Genomic DNA, 16,119 nt, shown 5'->3' with positions numbered 1-16,119 from the left:
GCCGCGCCACCGAGCCGATCGACGGCAGCGCCTCGCCGCGAAAACCGAGCGAGCGGATGTCGTGGATGTTGTCGGCGAGTTTCGATGTGCAATGGCGCGCGATCGCCAGCGCCAGTTCCTTTTCCGGGATGCCCGAGCCGTCGTCGGTGACGCGGATCAGGTTGAGCCCGCCGCCGGCGGTGACGATCTCGACTCTGGCAGCGCCCGCGTCTAGCGCGTTCTCGACCAGTTCCTTGACCACGCTTGCCGGACGCTCGATGACTTCGCCGGCGGCGATCTGGTTGATCATCGTTTCGGAGAGCTGGCGAATGGGCATGAGGGCACTATAGGCGGATTCGCGGCCCATACGGGAGAGGTAGAATTAAGGAATCCGCGGCTTACCGCGAACGGACCGCGCTCTTCACGTCATGAGCCTGGGCAATCCAGCCGCCAGCGCGTCGACGGCAAGACGGACCTTCAGCGGCAAGTGAGGCGTCTGCAGCCATAGCGCATAGGCGTCGTAAAGAAATCCCGGCTGTTCCGGCAGCAGCGGGACAAGTGCGCCGGCCTGAATGCGCTCACGAACCAGCCAGTATGGCAGCCAGGCAAGCCCCATGCCGGCGGCCGCGACATCGGCGATCGCATCGAGGTCGTCGAGCCGCAAGCGGCTGACCGGCATGACCTCCAGCGCAGGCTGGCCATTGCGCGGAAACAGCCATGGTTGAACGACACGGCCCGAACGGCGGTAGATGATGGCCTGGTGGCTGCCGAGATCCCCTATCTGCTGTGGCCACCCGTGCATCTCCAGATAGGATGGCGACGCGCAGACGACCATGCGCTGTCGCGCGATGCGACGCGCCATCACGCCGGCCTGGTCTTCCAGATTGCCGGTCCGGATGGCAAGATCGCAGCCATCCTCTGCAAGATCGGCGAGGGGGTCGCTGAACGACAGGTCGAGTTCGAGCGAGGGATATTGCTGCGCCAGTTCCAGCAGGATCGGAGCAACGCAGCGCCGGCCGAAATGCACCGGCATGATGACGCGCAGCTTTCCGCGTGGTTCGGAAAGTTGATCGGCCGCGAGCGCATCCGCGGCCTCGGCTTCAGCGATTACCATTCGGCAACGCTCATAATAGGCGCGCCCGAAGTCTGTCAGGCTCTGGCGGCGAGTGGTCCGGTTGATGAGGCGCACGCCCAGACGCTCCTCGAGAAACCGAACATGCTTGCCGACCATCGGTCCGGACAGATCCAGAGCGGCAGCGGTCGCCGCGAACGAGCCCAGATCGACGGTTTTGACGAACACGGCCATGCTCGTAAGGCGATCCATATTCAAAACTCCCAGTTTCTACTGTTCTGTCCAAGCAGCTATTTATCTGCCAGACGGCCGCTGGCATAGCCTATTCGGTTCAAATACTTTGGAGTTATGACCGGATGGCACGTGTTGTTCGTTTTCATGAGCATGGTGGTCCCCAGGTTCTGCGCATCGAGAATGTCGATATTCCTGGGCCAGGTCGGGGCGAGATCCAGATCCGGGTCAAGGCGTTGGGGCTCAACCGGGCCGAGGCGCTGCTGCGTTCGGGCACTTATATCCAGACGCCGCCATTGCCTTCCGGTCTTGGCCTTGAGGCAGCGGGTGTCGTCGAAGCGGTCGGCGAAGGCGTGCACGGTTTTGCGCCAGGTGACGCCGTCAGCGTCGTGCCGCCACAATCGATGTCCTGCTGGCCCGCCTATGGCGAGATTGCCACATATCCCGCCAATCTCGTGGTCAAGCACCCGCCGTCGCTCAGCTGGGAAGAGGCGGCGGCCGTCTGGATGCAATATCTCACCGCCTATGGCGCATTGATCGACATTGCCAAGCTCAGCAGGGATGATTTTGTCGTCATCACCGCAGCATCGAGCAGTGTCGGACTTGCAGCGATCCAGATCGCCAACATGGTTGGTGCGACCCCGATCGCGGTCACGCGGTCATCTGCCAAGAAGCAGGCCTTGCTCGAGTTCGGCGCAGCCCACGTCATCGCTTCAGCGGACGAAGACCTGGAGGCCCGGCTGAAGGAAATCGCCGGCCCGGACAACATCCAAGTGGTGCTCGACGCGGTCGGCGGCCCGATATTCGAGCCGCTGACGGCGGCGATGGCACGCGGCGGCATTCTCATCGAATATGGCGGCTTGAGCCTCGAGCCGACGCCGTTCCCGCTGTTCGCCGTGCTGGCCAAGACGCTGACGCTGCGCGGCTATCTCGTCCACGAAATCACTGGCGATCCGGCGAAGTTGGAGGCTGCCAAGGCGTTCATCCTCGACGGATTGATGTCGGGAGCGCTAAAGCCGGTAATCTCCAGGACCTTTCCGTTCGACCAGATCGTCGAGGCGCATCGCTTTCTCGAATCGAACGAACAATTCGGCAAGATTGTCGTGACGGTTTGACCGGGCACTATCGGGATGGCCTCATGCCTGCGCGGCCAGCCAGTCCCGAACCTTGCGGGCATTGTCGCTGAGTTCGCGGTTCTTCGGCCAGATGATGTAGAAGCGCGTGCCGGTTCTCATCACATGGCTGGTGGCGCTCACCAGCAGGCCCGATGCCAGCAGTCGCTCGGCCAGATGCCGCCAGCCGAGCGCGATGCCTTGCCCCTCCATGACCGCCTGAATCACCAGCGCATAGTCGTTGATGCGCAAGCCTCGCCCGGCGTCGGCCTCCTTCAGGCTGGCCCCGGCGGAGTGGAACCACTCCTCCCAGCTCGCCGCCTCGCGAAACGGCTCCTCGAGATGGATGAGGCGGTGTGACGCCAATTCCTCGACGGTTTGCGGCAGGCCGAACTTCGCCACATAGCTGGCGCCGGCAACGGGAAAGATTTCCTCGTCGGCCAGCGGCAGGCAATGATAGTCCGGCCACTCCCGGGGCTCGCCACCGCGCACAGCGAGCGGAATGCCCTCGGCGATAATGTCGAGGTCGCGGTCAGCGGTCTGGATACGCAGGTCAATGCCCGGCAATTCGTCGCGGAACTGCTGCAGGCGCGGCATCATCCAGAACGAGCCGAAGGCGGTCGAAGCGGCAAGCGTAACATGGCCGCCGGTCGCCTGCTGGCGCAGGTCCTCGGCCGACTTGCGGATATGCGAGAGGCCGAGCGAGACGTCGGCGTGGAAACGCTCGCCGGCCTCGGTCAGGCTGACCTGCCGGTGGCGCCGCTGGAAGAGTTTGGCGCCGAGCTTTTCCTCCAGCCCGCGCACCGCATAGGAGACGGCGGCCTGCGTCATGCCGAGCTCGCGCCCCGCGGCGGTGAAGCTCGACAGCCGCCCGGCGGCCTCGAAGACGATCAGGCTGCCGGCCGATGGCAATAGGTGGCGCAGGCTTCGCATAAGCAGAGCTTATACAAGAGATCAGGATTTTCCAGCGTCACAGTCATATTTCGTCTCGCTAAGTTGAGTGCCTGGGGAGGATGGAGTGGTCATGAACGCACCGGCCGTTGAAGTGAGCGAACACACGAACCGCCGCAGCGGCGGCCGCCTGGGGCGCAAGGCGCTGCGGGGAACTCCCATGGCGTCATTTCCAACCTTGGTCCGTAAGATTCCGGTATATCAAATGGTCCCGGATGAGGCGGTGGAGCTGATCCACCAGGAGTCGCTCTCCATCCTCGAAGAAGTGGGATGCGAGTTCCGTGACGACGAGGCGATCGCGTTGTGGAAGGCGGCGGGCGCCGATGTCTCCGAGACACGTGTCCGCATCGACCGCGCTCTTCTAATGGAACTCGTCTCGAAGGTCCCGCCGGAATTCACGCTCAATGCGCGCAACCCCGAGCGTTCGGTTCGCGTCGGCGGAAACAACTCCATATTTGTGCCGATGTATGGGGCGCCTTACGTGCGTGACCTCGACAACAACAGGCGCTACGGCACACTCGCCGACCTCAACAATTTCCACAAGCTCGCCTACATGGCGCCTGCGCTGCACTCGTCGAGCTCGGTCATCTGCGAGCCGATGGAAATTGCCGTGCCGAAGCGTCACCTCCACATCATCCATTCAGCGCTGAAGCACTCCGACAAGCCGTTCATGGGCATCGTGACCTCCAGGGAACGAGCCGAAGACACGATGGCGATGGCGGGCATCGTGTTCGGCGAGGACTATGTCCGAGACAATCCGGTGCTGGTGTCGATCACCAACTGCAACTCGCCGTTGGTCTGGGACGCCACCATGCTGGACGCGATGAAGGTCTATGCGCGCCACAACCAGCCGCTGATCCTGGCGCCCTTCGCGCTTTGCGGCGCCTCGACTTCGGCATCGGCCGTGGGAGCGGTCGCGCAGGTCAATGCGGAAGCGCTGGCAGGTATCGCCTTCACACAGCTCCTGCGTCCGGGTTCGCCGCAGATCTACGGGCAGTTCATGGTCACTGTCGACATGAAGACTGGTGCCCCCATGGGCGGCACGCCGGAGGCCGCCCAGATGATGTATCTGATGGGGGCACTGGCGCGGAAGTACCGGCTGCCCTGGCGCACGTCCGGATTCCATGTCGGGTCGAAGCTGAACGACGCCCAGGCGGGCTACGAGGCGAACATGCTGATGCATGCCGCCATCCTTGCCGGCGCCAACTACATCTGGCACTCCGCCGGCTGGCTCGAGGCCGGCCTGACCTGCGGCTATTCGAAATTTGCCACGGACTGCGAACAGCTTGTCGGCTGGTACAAATATGCTGGCGGTCTGCCGTTCGACGATTTCAAGGAGGCGATGGCAGCGATCCGCGAGGTCGGGCCGCAGGGCCATTTCCTCGGCACCCAGCACACGCTCGACCATTTCGAGTCTGCCTTCTTCATACCGAGCATCATGGACTTCAATTCGTTCGAACAGTGGAAGGCCGAAGGGGCAAAGGACCACGATACCCGGGGGCGCGAGAAAGCGCGCAACATGCTCGCCGATTATGAGGAGCCGAAGCTCGATGAGGGCATCGCCGACGGCTTGAAAGATTTCATCGCGCAGCGCGAGGAGCGGCTGCCGGACAGCATTAGTTGATGCAACGGGCGAAGACCCAACGGGAACCACAGGGAGAAAAAAATGGCCTTCTTCAGAAGCAACGGTGATCGCGTGCCGAATGCGATCGAGGCGATGGGTGAAGATGTTCGCGCCGGCCGGATGGACCGGCGCGAATTTCTGGCGCTGGCAAGCGCCTTTGGGGCATCGACGGCCCTTGCCTATGGCATGATCGGCCTTGCCGTGCCGGAGCGGGCCTTGGCCGAAGAGCCGAAGAAGGGCGGGACGCTGCGCGTTTCGATGTCGGTGAAGGCACAGAAGGACCCGCGCACTTACGACTGGGTGGAGCTTGCGAACATTTCGCGCTGCTGGCTGGAGCCGCTTGTCCGCTACACGCGCGAATTCACTTTCGAGCCGGTCTTGCTCGAGAGCTGGGACGTCAACGACGACGCCACCGAATATGTGCTGCATGTGCGCAAGGGCATCACCTGGAACAACGGCGATGCTTTCAACGCCGATGACGTTGTCTACAATCTGACGCGCTGGTGCGAGAAGGAAGCCGCCGGTAATTCAATGGCCGCTCGCGTCGGTGCGCTGATCGACGCAAAAACCGGCAAGGCCAGGGAAGGGGCAATCACCAAGGTCGATGACAACACGGTCAAGCTGAAGCTGAACGAACCTGATATCTCGCTGATCCCGAACTTCACCGACTATCCGGCGCTCGTGGTCCATCGCAAATTCGATGCCGACGGCGCCGATCCGATCGCCAAGCCGATCGGCACCGGGCCTTTCGAACTCGTGTCTTATTCGGTCGGCCAGAACGCAATCGTCAAGCGTCGTGAGAATGGCAAATGGTGGGGCGGTGAAGCGCCGCTCGACAGTGTCGAATTCGTCGACTACGGCACCGACTTCAACGCCTCGGTGAATGCATTCGACTCCGGCGAGATCGACGTCAATTTCGAGACACCCGCCGACTTCATCGACATCCTCGACAAGATGGGGCTGGAGAAATCGGAGGTCGCGACAGCGACGACGCTCGTTGCCCGAACCAATATCACGCACAAGCCCTACGATGACCAGCGAGTGCGCAATGCCCTGCAAATGGCCGTCGACAACAATGCCGTGCTTCAACTTGGCTACGCCGGGCGAGGCACCCCAGGTGAAAACCACCACGTCAGCCCGATCCATCCGGAATACTACCCGCTGCCCAAAAAGACGCGCGACGCGGCGGGCGCCAAGAAGCTGATGGCCGACGCCGGACAGGCCGACTTCGAGCATGAGCTGATCACTGTCGAGGACGATTGGCAAAAGAACACAGGCGACGCGATTGCCGGCCAGCTGCGCGAAGCCGGGATCAAGGTGAAACGCACGGTGCTGCCGGGGTCGACCTTCTGGAACGACTGGACGAAGTACCCCTATTCCATGACCATCTGGTACATGCGTCCGCTCGGCGTTCAGGTGCTGGCGCTCGGCTATCGCACCGGCGAGGCCTGGAACGAAACGGCGTATTCGAATCCTGATTTCGACGCCAAGCTCAAACAGGCCCTCTCGCTCATCGACGTGGAGAAGCGCCGCGAGGTCATGAAGGATGTCGAGCAGATCCTGCAGGATTCGGGCGTCATCATTCAGCCGTTCTGGCAGAAGCTGTACAGCCACATGAACAAGAAGGTGAAGAATTACGCTGTGCACCAGACTTTCGAGATGGATCTCCAGAACGTCTGGCTGGACGCCTGAGGTAACGCCCAAAGCGCGCCTGAGTTAACGCCCAAGGGGAATTCATGGGCCGCAAAAAAGCCGGGATGCAGGATTCGTGGTATTGAACGGTTCCCACCACGAAAGCCTGGAGATTATCGGATGAGACTGACTGCGCTTGCCGCCGCCCTCTCGATCGCAGCGCCTGCGGCCGCTCTGGCCGGGCCGGCATCCAATGCGGTGAAGTTCTTCTACATGCCCGAGGTCAAATTCGAGGCGGACGCGCAATACCGCGACCGCTTCACCGAGCCGGTGACCAAGCTGTTCGACCTCAACGACCAGGCAAAGAAGAACAAGCCGGACGAGGTGCCTTGCATCGACTTCGCCCCCGGTCTCGACGCCCAGGATTTCGACGAGAAGACGGTCGCCGAGACGTTGAAGCTGTCTGAAGCAGTGGATGGCGATAGCGCCGAGGTGACGGCGACGTTCAACCTTTTCCCGGAAGGTGATGAATCCAAACGCGAAATGGTCTGGTCGCTCAAGAAGATCGACGGCCAGTGGAAGATCGCCGACATCACCTCGAAGACCAACGGCTGGACGCTGAGTGCGCTCGAATGCCTGGCTGGCCAGACTCCGGAGTGATGCCATGGCCCGCGCCCTGGCTCTGGCGACTGTGTGCCTGCTGGCGGCGGGGTTGAGCAGCGCCGCTGCTCAGGGCCTGTTCGGCGCGCCGCCCGCGAACGCGCCGGCCGACAATGCGGCACCTGCAACCTCGCCGGCCGCGTCTCAGCCGACTGACAGCGCCGCGGCCGCGCCGGTGCAGCCGGGTTCGCCAACGGCGGTGGTGAAGCCGTTTTACGAGCATGTCGGGCTCGAGCTCGATCCGGCCCAGCGCAGCCACTTCGCCGATCCGGCGAAATCGGTGCTCGACAAGAGCGATACGCTGCGGAAGTCGGGGCAGGGCGAATGCCTCGATCCCAATATGGCGCTGGATAATGCGGCGTACGACAAAGCCGAGATCGACAGGAGCCTGAAGACCATCGAAGCTGTCAATGGCGACGAGGCCAAGGTCGTCGTCGCTTTCGTTGTCGAGGGCAACCCCCACCGGCTGGAATGGAAACTCAAGAAGATCGACGGCGACTGGAAGATATCGGACCTTCTGTCGGTGACCGGCGAATGGGCGCTCAGCCAATACCAGTGCGAGTGAGAGGTAAGCGATGAAGATCACCAACGTTCGCGTCACCCATGTCAACGTTCCGCTAGACGCGCCGTTCTGGTGGACGGCCGGGCTTTATGGCGGCGCCTCGAAGTCGATCATCGAGGTCGAGACCGAGGAAGGCGTGGTCGGACTGGGCGAGGCGCCTTGGTGGCATTTCGGCGAAGTGATCAAGGCCGAGATCGCGCCGGCGCTGATCGGCGCCGATCCGCTCGACATCGCCGACTGCGAGGCGCGCTGCGTGCCGCCCTGGCAGATCACCGCCAACACCGGCGAGAATGCCGCATCCGTGGCGTTCGGAGCCGTCGAGCTGGCATTGTGGGACATCAGAGGCAAGGTGTTCGGCATGCCGCTCTACAAGCTGCTTGGCGGCGCGGTCCGCAAGGACATTCCGTTTTCGGAGTATTTCGCCTTTCGTCCCGCACAGGACGGGGCGGGCGGCGAGATGACGCCCGAAGCGATCGTCGACTACTGCCTGAGGATGCGCGAGCAGCATGGCTCGACGATCTTCGAAGGCAAGTTGATCATGGGCGATCCCGAGCTTGAGATCCGGACGGTGCGGATGTTGCGCGAGGCGCTCGGCGAGAAGGCACAGATCAAGCTCGATTCCAACATGCAGTGGTCGCTGACCACCGCGCGCTGGGTGCTGCGCGAGATCGAACCGTTCAACATCCGCAATTACGAGGATCCGGTCGCGACCTTCGAGGAGATGGCAGCGCTGCGCCAGCATTCGCGCATTCCGTTCTCCACACACATTCCCGATCTCAGACGAGCGGTCGCGCTTGGCGCGCCGGATTACTTCGTCTGCAACTTCGCAGCACTCGGCGGATTGTCGAGAACCCTGAAATTCATCGCCGCCTGTGAGGCGATGGGCAAGGGGTTCTGGTGCTACTCGAACGATCTCGGCATCATGACGTCAGCCTATCTGCATGTCGTGGCGGCGACGCCGTGGATCACCGAAGCATCGCAATCGCTGTTTCGCTGGCAGATCGGCGATGTCATCAAGGATGGTCCTTTCCGGCAGACCGGCAACACGGTGCGCGTGCCGGAGGGCGATGGACTGGGTGTCGAACTCGACCCAGCCGCGATGAAGCGCTGGGCGGGGCACTTCGCCGAGCACGGGCCCATGGGCCATTTCAGCGACCCGAACAATCTCGGCCGCTACCGGCGGCTGCCGCTCAACTGATGCGAGATCGATCGTTTCGAAACTCACCCGCGCCCGCGATAGGGTGCGACACCGGTGTCGGGCAGCCACGCGCCTTCCGGCGGCGCGCCGGTCTGCCAGAACACGTCGATGGGAATGCCGCCGCGCGGATACCAATAGCCGCCAATGCGCAACCACAGTGGTTTGGTCGCGGCGATAATGCGGCGGCCGATCATAACGGTGCACTCTTCGTGGAAGGCGCCATGGTTGCGAAACGAGGCCATGAACAGCTTGAGCGACTTCGATTCCACCAGCAGCGTGTCGGGTGCATAGTCGATGACGATATGGGCGAAATCCGGCTGGCCGGTTACCGGGCAGAGCGTGGTGAATTCCGGGCAGGTGAAGCGAACGATGGCTGGCGGCCCGTCGCCGCGCGAAAATGGCACGGTTTCAAGGACTGCCGCTTCAGGGCTCCGTGGCGCCTCGACGTTGGTGCCGAGCTGAGTAAGGTTCTTCGTATCGGTCATGGGCGGTTTCCTTACTGCATGTCGCCCAAAACTGCGCAGCGGTTTTAGGATAACGACAGGCGAAAAACAAAAATTTCCCGCTCATTAGCACAATTTGAAACAGCAGGGCCACGATGACCAGCAACGATCCGCTTCTCCAGCCTTATCAGCTCAAACATTTGACGCTGAAGAACCGGGTCATGTCGACCAGTCACGAGCCGGCCTATTCCGAGGATGGCATGCCGAAAGAGCGCTACCGGCTCTACCACGCCGAAAAGGCCAAAGGCGGCATGGCGCTGACCATGACCGCAGGCTCGGCGATCGTCTCGCGCGACAGTCCGGCCGCGTTCGGCAATCTGCACGTCTATGACGACCGCATCGTGCCGTGGCTCACTGAACTCGCCGATGCCTGCCACGAGCATGACTGCAAGGTGATGATCCAGATCACCCATCTCGGCCGCCGTACCGGCTGGAACAAGGCCGACTGGCTGCCGGTGCTTTCAGCTTCCCCGGTGCGCGAGCCGGCGCACCGCGCCTTCCCGAAGACGATCGAGGACTGGGACATGGAGCGCATCATTGCCGACTATGCCGCGGCCGCCCAGCGCTGCCAGGCTGCCGGCCTCGATGGCTTCGAGTTCGAGGCCTATGGCCATTTGATGGATGGCTTCTGGTCGCCGGCCACCAACCAGCGCGATGACGATTTCGGCGGCTCGCTCGACAACCGCTTGCGCTTCACCGGCATGGTGCTCGACGCCGTGCGGTCGGCGGTCGGCGAAAAGTTCGTCGTCGGCATTCGCATGGTCGCCGACGAGGATTTCGAAAAAGGCTTGTCGAAACAGGAAGGCGTCGAGATCGCCAGGCGGCTGGCCGGCTCCGGCAAGGTTGATTTTCTCAACATCATCCGCGGCTCGATCGAAACCGATGCCGCGCTGACTAGGGTCATCCCCGTGACCGGCATGCGCGCCTCGCCGCATCTCGACTTCGCCGGCGAGGTGAGGGCGGCGACAAAATTCCCGACCTTCCATGCGGCGCGCATTTCCGATGTCGCCACCGCCCGCCATGCCATCGCCACCGGCAAGCTCGACATGGTCGGCATGACGCGCGCCCACATCGCCGATCCGCATATCGTCAGAAAGGTGATGGAGGGCCGCGAGCACGAGATCCGGCCTTGCGTCGGCGCCACCTACTGCCTCGACCGCATCTATGAGGGTGGCGAGGCGCTGTGCATCCACAATGCGGCAACCGGCCGCGAGGCTGATATTCCGCACATCATCCCGAGAACCGAGGGACCGAAACGGAAGGTGGTCGTCGTCGGCGCCGGTGCAGGCGGCCTGGAGGCGGCGCGCGTCGCGGCCGAGCGCGGGCATGAGGTCACGGTGCTGGAAGCGTCGAGCCAGGCCGGCGGCCAGGTGCGGCTGGCGACACAGAACCCGCGCCGCAAGGAGCTGATCGGCATCATCGACTGGCGGCTGGCCGAGCTCGACCGGCTCGGCGTTGAGATCCGCTACGACACCTGGGCGGAGAAGGACGACGTGCTGGCGCTGTCCCCCGACGTGGTGGTGGTCGCCACCGGCGGCCTGCCGCAAAACCCACCGCTGGTGGCAGGCGATAGCCTCGTCACTTCCAGTTGGGACATCATGGCCGGCAGCATCAAGCCGGCCGAAAACGTGCTGCTCTACGACGACAATGGCGGCCATCAGGGCATGGGCGCGGCAGAGCTGATCGCGACCGCGGGTTCGAAGCTGGAGCTTGTTTCGCCCGAGCGCTTCTTCGCCCCGGAAATGGGCGGCATGAACCACGTGCCCTATATGCGCGCCTTCCAGGAAAAGGGCGTGACCATCACCATCAACACGCGGCTGCGCTCGGTGCGGCGCGAGGGCAATCAACTGGTCGCCGCGCTTGCCTCCGACTTCGCAGACGGCTGGCGCGGCGAGCGGCGGGTCGATCAGGTGGTGGTCGAGCACGGCACGCTGCCGCTCGACGATCTCTATCTCGCACTCAAACCGCTGTCGAAAAACGGCGGCGCGGTCGATTACGAGCGGCTGGTCAGTGGTGGCGACATTTTTCCGGCACGCAATCCGCAAGGCGGTTTCGTGCTTTTCCGCATCGGCGACGCGGTCGCCTCGCGCAACATCCACGCCGCCATTTATGACGGCATCCGGTTCGGCCTGCGGATCTGAGCGTCGCTGGATTGAATGGTGGCGCGCAGCCGAACCCTTCGCAGGGAGAGCCACCTTCCGCTTAGGCCCGGTGCGCGCCGCGCACGCCGCCGGCTGGAGCCGGGCACCGTACGATCTCGTGAATTGGATCGCGGTAGCGCCGCTCAAAACATCCTGGCGGTGGCCATGCAGAACACAGTGATGACCAGCAGCCCGCCGGCGATGCGTTCGCCTCGTGTCATCTTCGCGCGCAAATGGGTTTGCGTCGCGGCGTCGGCGCCGGCCAGTTGTCTGCTGGCGGAGCCGACGAGCACGCCCTGAACACCGGCGGCAATCAGGGCCGTCGCGATACCCAGGGCCAGAACTTTCTCCATCGAGCCGAAAACGCCTTCATGGAAAAAATACCAGAGCAGTATGCCGGTGAGGAACACCATGCCGGCCGCGCCCATTTGCGGCCGAAAGAACCGTTCCGCCCGGATGTCTGGGTCGCGGCCAACCGCGATGGTGGTGCCGGCCCAGAACACGCCCGCCATGACGTGAAGGCCGAGGACGACGATGTAGACATATTGCATGATCGCTTTTCCTCCTGTGCCCGCCGCTGCTGCCCTAAAGATTAGATATCAAATGATTAGATGTCAATGTATAAGACATGGGCCAGTTCCATCGACCTTTCCCTTGCTCTAGTGTCGGATCATGACGCCATTTGACCGCCCGCCAGTCGGCATGAATCTCGCGCGCACCGCCAAGGTGGTCGCTCAGGCCTTCGACGCCGCCTTGGTCGAGGCAGGCGGCACGCTGCCGGTCTGGGTCACTCTGTTGTCGGTCAAGTCGCGCGAACTGGCCAACCAGCGCGAGCTCGCCGGCATGATCGGAATCCAGGGCGCGACGCTGACCCATCATCTGAACGCGATGGAGACGCAAGGCTTGCTGAACCGGCGCCGCGATCCGGAAAACCGCCGGGTTCACCAGGTCGAGCTGACCGAGGCCGGCGAGGCGCTGTTCCTGAAGTTGCGCATCGCCGCGTTCGCCTTCGACAAGCGGCTGCGGAAGGGGCTGTCCGACGACAGGCTGGCGGAGTTTGCTGCGGTACTGGCGGCGTTGCGGGCGAATGTTGAAGGTTAGGAACGGACAGGCCTAAGGACAATGCCATGCGCGAAATTCAGTTGAAGGATGCCAGTGCTACGCTTTCAGCATTGGTCGATCAGGCGGTCGCGGGAGAACCCGCCATCATCATGCGACATGGCCGCAGGCAGGCCGTGATCCTGTCATTCGAAGAATACGAACGGTTGGCGCGTATGCCGAGCTTCGGACAATTGCCGGCGACTTTTCCCGGTGATGACGACGATGTTCCGCCTCGTTCCGGCAAGCCGGCTTGCAATACTAGATCATAACGAGGAGAATCTGCTCAGCCGTCATAATCGGAGATCGCGCCGAAAGTGTAACCGCGCAGCTTCAGCGCTTTGATCAGGGCCGTCAGGTTCGCCTTGCCGTCGAACACGTTCTGGAACATCTCGTCATGCATCAGCAGGATCAGCTTGCCGGGTTTGACGAAGCGGCCGTAGTCGAACAAATGATCGATCTCGCTGACCAGATGGTCGACGGTCCGCACCGGCTTGCCGCTGTTTTCGTGAACCCATTCATGATCCCAGCCGTAGAGATAGAAGCCAGACGCGGCGACGAACTCATAGTCGGGATCCTCACGGCCCTCTTCGGCCAGTCCGAGTGAAGTGTCGTTCTTCGACATCGAGAGCAGCCTGAACACGTCGCGCCCCGGCAGCCGTGCATGGACCGACGGTTTCAGCCCAGCGCCGCGTTGGCCCGCAGCATGTCGGCGACGACCCCTTCGGTGTCCCCATAGAAGTGCCGGTAGTGATTGTATGCGTGGCTGTAGCTGTGGTTGCCGATCGTCACCAGCGGCATCCTCTTGGCGCGCTGCACCAGCGCCTTGTTGAGCGCGCTCGCCTGCGCATGCATGCCAACCATAAAGAGCGTCGCCGGAACCTGCTCGGCCTCGAGCACATCGAGAATGTTATTGGTGCAGGTCAGCGGGCCATCATCGAAGGTGAGATAGATGGTGCGATCGGCGGCGCCTGCGGGGCAAAAAACAGCACGATCAGCACGGCAAAGCGAAGCGGCACCAGCATCCGGAATATCCGTTTCCGATCATGACAAGCGGCCATTTCTGAGGAGGCTTGTCAAGGTTGGCGCCTTACGCCAGGCTTCCCCGTAGCACCGTCAGCCTGGCTTTCTTCGGTGCCCGCGCGACCAGCCATTCGCGTGCCTTGTCCTGCGGCATCGGGAAGGCGATGGAATAGCCCTGCACCTGGTCGCAGCCGATCGCCATCAGCGAGTCGAGCTCGGCTTCGGTTTCGGCGCCCTCGGCGACAATCGAGATGCCGAGGCCACGGGCGAGTTCGGTGATGGCTCTCACGATCTTGGTATTGTCGCCGTTCTCATTGATGTTCTGGACGAAGCGGCGATCGATCTTCAGTCGGTCGATCTCGTTCGGGTTGACGTGGCTGAGCGACGCGTAGCCGGTGCCGAAATCGTCGAGCTCGAGATGGACGCCCGCGGCGCGAATATGCCGAAGCTTTGCCGCGATGCCGGTCTTCTCGTCGTCGAGGATGACGGATTCGACGATTTCCAGCGACAGTTTTTGTGGCGGCAGGCCGGCCTTTTCAAGCGTATCGAAGAGAAACGCGTCGAAATCGGGCTCACGCAGTTCGGAGCCGGACACGTTGACGGCGAGCCGTCCGAAGGCAACACCGGCGCGGTCCCACTCGGCCGCCTCGCTGATTGCCTTGGCGATAACGATGCGGCCGACCGCGGACATGAGGCCGCATTTCTCAGCGACGGGAATGAACTCGCCCGGTGCGATCATACCGCGCTCGGCATGTTTCCAGCGAACCAGCGCTTCGATGCCGCCGATCGTGCCGTTCGACAACGAAACCTGCGGCTGGAAGTAGACCTGGAACGCCTCCTCCGAGATTGCGATCCTGATGTCGCGCTCGAGCTGCTTGCGGTAATCGAGTTCATGCCGCAACTCCTCGGAGAAGAATGAGAGACTGCCGCCGCTTTGCTTCTTGGCGGCGTGGAGCGCGAGGTCGGCATGGACGAGCAGATCCTGCGCATTGTCGGCGTCGACCGGATAGACGGCTACGCCGGCGCTGGCGCCCGGAAGGATGGTAGTGCCCCGAAAAACGATCGGCTCGTTGATCTGCGTCAGCACGCGCCTGGCGACCATGTTGATATCCTCGGTGCCGCCGGCACCATTGAGGATCATCACGAACTCGTCGCCGCCGAGACGCACGCAGAGATCCGACGCCCGGCAGGAATCGCGCATCCGCTGCGCCGTCACCACCAGCACATAGTCGCCGGCAGCGTGGCCGAGAGTATCGTTGATCTGCTTGAATCGGTCGAGGTCGAGCTGGACCGCCGCAAGCCGTTCTCGCCGACGTTGCGCACCCTTGATCAGCGCTTCGAAATGGTCGGTCAGGAAGGTGCGGTTGTGCAGGCCGGTAAGGCCGTCATGCACGGCGATGAAGGCCATCGAATTGCGGGCATCGATCAGTGCGTGCGTCTTGCGCAGAATGGTGTTCGACATCGGCCTGAAGATGAAAAGTGCTACCAGCACGATGACGCCGATGGTGGTGTAGAACAGCGTTCGATGGAGATCGAGAAGTGTTTCCGATCGTGCGTCGGCATGGGCGCTGATGCGCTGGCCGAGTGCCGCATAGCCCGACAGGGTCGCATTGGCGATGGAAGCGTCGAGGTTGACGCGTTCGCCGCCGCCTTTGTAGCCGCCATTGTCGGCCATGCCGAATTGTGATTCAAACGCCGAAACCAGTCGTTCGCCGTTGGCGATGAGCCCGACCGAGAAGTAATCGAGATGAAACGGCTTGGTGAAAAGTACGCTTTCGACTGATTTTGGATCGAACCTTGCCGGTGACGCCGGGTCGGCGACGACCCGCTCGAGCAGAAGGTCGTAGTTCCTCTCGAACTCCGCCGTTGCCTGTTTGAACGCGGTGACCAGAGCCGGTTGTTGGTCACGCGAAGCAGCACCTGCCGCGTTGGCAAGGAAGACAATGCGTTGCGACAGCGTCTTTTGCATGCCGACAATGTCGAGCAGCGTGTCGTTGTGCCGTTGGGCAGCCATCATTTGCTGGAGAAGGATGAAGGAGGCCATCACCATGGCGGCAATGATCAGCAGCGCCAGCCAATAGCCGGCCTTGATCAACAGGACGAGCCTGCCCGAAATGGTTTGCGCCGGTTGCTGCGACATTTTCTGGGGCGGTCCCTCTCGCCGACAGATTTTTGGGTGCGAGAACCATTGGCTTGAAAATGTTAACAGCTTTGGAAGTCGACAGAGCGGCGATAGCGGTAGCGGTGGAAAGCTCGCGAAATGGTTATCGCGTTCTTTCGCGCCGCACACGCATTTGAGCATCCGCCGTTGGCGGCATTCTGGCCACTGGCCG

The 16,119-nt window shown here is 62.4% G+C and carries 17 protein-coding genes; 9 read left to right on the top strand and 8 right to left on the bottom strand.

Annotated features, from left to right (window positions below; all coding sequences use genetic code 11):
• The coding region (mutL, locus tag EOC93_RS34710) for a DNA mismatch repair endonuclease MutL (protein ID WP_245461409.1) at positions 1 to 316 on the bottom strand (316 nt) is incomplete at its 3' end.
• An 84-nt stretch (positions 317 to 400) separates the two neighbouring features.
• Positions 401 to 1,303: a LysR family transcriptional regulator gene (locus EOC93_RS08490; RefSeq protein ID WP_127204363.1), complete on the bottom strand. Its 903-nt coding sequence runs from the start codon at positions 1,301 to 1,303 to the stop codon at positions 401 to 403.
• A gap of 104 nt (positions 1,304 to 1,407) precedes the next feature.
• Between EOC93_RS08490 and EOC93_RS08485 the strand changes: the two genes are divergently transcribed.
• On the top strand, positions 1,408 to 2,397 hold the full coding sequence (locus EOC93_RS08485) for a zinc-dependent alcohol dehydrogenase family protein (RefSeq protein WP_126106984.1): 990 nt from the start codon (positions 1,408 to 1,410) through the stop codon (positions 2,395 to 2,397).
• A gap of 21 nt (positions 2,398 to 2,418) precedes the next feature.
• Here the strand turns inward: EOC93_RS08485 and EOC93_RS08480 are convergent, their stop codons facing one another.
• The gene (locus EOC93_RS08480; protein WP_126106983.1) at positions 2,419 to 3,327 is read right to left on the bottom strand and encodes a LysR substrate-binding domain-containing protein; all 909 of its coding nucleotides are present in this window, start codon (positions 3,325 to 3,327) and stop codon (positions 2,419 to 2,421) included.
• Positions 3,328 to 3,418: 91 nt separating this feature from the next.
• Here EOC93_RS08480 and EOC93_RS08475 point away from each other — a divergent pair, with 91 nt between their 5' ends.
• From EOC93_RS08475 to EOC93_RS08455, 5 genes are all read left to right on the top strand, one after another.
• Positions 3,419 to 4,969, top strand: coding sequence for a trimethylamine methyltransferase family protein (locus EOC93_RS08475; RefSeq protein ID WP_127204362.1), 1,551 nt, complete (start codon positions 3,419 to 3,421; stop codon positions 4,967 to 4,969).
• Between the two features lie 42 nt (positions 4,970 to 5,011).
• On the top strand, positions 5,012 to 6,661 hold the full coding sequence (locus EOC93_RS08470) for an ABC transporter substrate-binding protein (RefSeq protein WP_127204361.1): 1,650 nt from the start codon (positions 5,012 to 5,014) through the stop codon (positions 6,659 to 6,661).
• A 120-nt stretch (positions 6,662 to 6,781) separates the two neighbouring features.
• Positions 6,782 to 7,261: a DUF3828 domain-containing protein gene (locus EOC93_RS08465; RefSeq protein ID WP_127204360.1), complete on the top strand. Its 480-nt coding sequence runs from the start codon at positions 6,782 to 6,784 to the stop codon at positions 7,259 to 7,261.
• Between the two features lie 4 nt (positions 7,262 to 7,265).
• Complete coding sequence (locus EOC93_RS08460) at positions 7,266 to 7,826, top strand: hypothetical protein (protein ID WP_127204359.1); 561 nt, start codon at positions 7,266 to 7,268, stop codon at positions 7,824 to 7,826.
• Between the two features lie 10 nt (positions 7,827 to 7,836).
• On the top strand, positions 7,837 to 9,021 hold the full coding sequence (locus EOC93_RS08455) for a mandelate racemase/muconate lactonizing enzyme family protein (protein WP_127204358.1): 1,185 nt from the start codon (positions 7,837 to 7,839) through the stop codon (positions 9,019 to 9,021).
• A 23-nt stretch (positions 9,022 to 9,044) separates the two neighbouring features.
• On the opposite strand, the gene queF is transcribed toward EOC93_RS08455, so the two are convergent.
• A complete protein-coding gene (gene queF, locus EOC93_RS08450; protein WP_127204357.1) occupies positions 9,045 to 9,506 on the bottom strand; it encodes a preQ(1) synthase in 462 nt (153 codons plus the stop codon).
• 113 nt (positions 9,507 to 9,619) lie between these two features.
• Between queF and EOC93_RS08445 the strand changes: the two genes are divergently transcribed.
• Positions 9,620 to 11,665: an NADH:flavin oxidoreductase gene (locus EOC93_RS08445; protein ID WP_127204356.1), complete on the top strand. Its 2,046-nt coding sequence runs from the start codon at positions 9,620 to 9,622 to the stop codon at positions 11,663 to 11,665.
• A 143-nt stretch (positions 11,666 to 11,808) separates the two neighbouring features.
• Here EOC93_RS08445 and EOC93_RS08440 read toward each other — a convergent pair whose 3' ends face one another.
• The gene (locus tag EOC93_RS08440; RefSeq protein ID WP_127204355.1) at positions 11,809 to 12,216 is read right to left on the bottom strand and encodes a hypothetical protein; all 408 of its coding nucleotides are present in this window, start codon (positions 12,214 to 12,216) and stop codon (positions 11,809 to 11,811) included.
• 121 nt (positions 12,217 to 12,337) lie between these two features.
• Here EOC93_RS08440 and EOC93_RS08435 point away from each other — a divergent pair, with 121 nt between their 5' ends.
• Both EOC93_RS08435 and EOC93_RS08430 read left to right on the top strand, forming a co-directional pair.
• Positions 12,338 to 12,766, top strand: coding sequence for a MarR family transcriptional regulator (locus EOC93_RS08435; RefSeq protein ID WP_127204354.1), 429 nt, complete (start codon positions 12,338 to 12,340; stop codon positions 12,764 to 12,766).
• Between the two features lie 26 nt (positions 12,767 to 12,792).
• Positions 12,793 to 13,035 (top strand): type II toxin-antitoxin system Phd/YefM family antitoxin, encoded by a 243-nt coding sequence (locus EOC93_RS08430; RefSeq protein ID WP_126106975.1) that lies wholly within the window; start codon positions 12,793 to 12,795, stop codon positions 13,033 to 13,035.
• Between the two features lie 14 nt (positions 13,036 to 13,049).
• Here EOC93_RS08430 and EOC93_RS34705 read toward each other — a convergent pair whose 3' ends face one another.
• The 3 genes from EOC93_RS34705 to EOC93_RS08420 form a co-directional block, all read right to left on the bottom strand.
• Complete coding sequence (locus tag EOC93_RS34705; protein WP_245458057.1) at positions 13,050 to 13,406, bottom strand: hypothetical protein; 357 nt, start codon at positions 13,404 to 13,406, stop codon at positions 13,050 to 13,052.
• Positions 13,407 to 13,441: 35 nt separating this feature from the next.
• Entirely contained in the window at positions 13,442 to 13,672 is a 231-nt protein-coding gene (locus tag EOC93_RS34700; protein WP_245461413.1) for a polysaccharide deacetylase family protein, read from the bottom strand.
• Between the two features lie 181 nt (positions 13,673 to 13,853).
• Positions 13,854 to 15,926 (bottom strand): EAL domain-containing protein, encoded by a 2,073-nt coding sequence (locus EOC93_RS08420; RefSeq protein ID WP_126106974.1) that lies wholly within the window; start codon positions 15,924 to 15,926, stop codon positions 13,854 to 13,856.
• Positions 15,927 to 16,119: the final 193 nt, after the last annotated feature.

Origin of the sequence: Mesorhizobium sp. M6A.T.Ce.TU.002.03.1.1 (genome assembly GCF_003997275.1) — a bacterium.
GTDB classification, from domain to species: domain Bacteria; phylum Pseudomonadota; class Alphaproteobacteria; order Rhizobiales; family Rhizobiaceae; genus Mesorhizobium; species Mesorhizobium mediterraneum.
The sequence above is the reverse complement of the archived record's forward strand: the minus strand, read 5'-3'. Positions and strand labels throughout refer to the sequence as shown.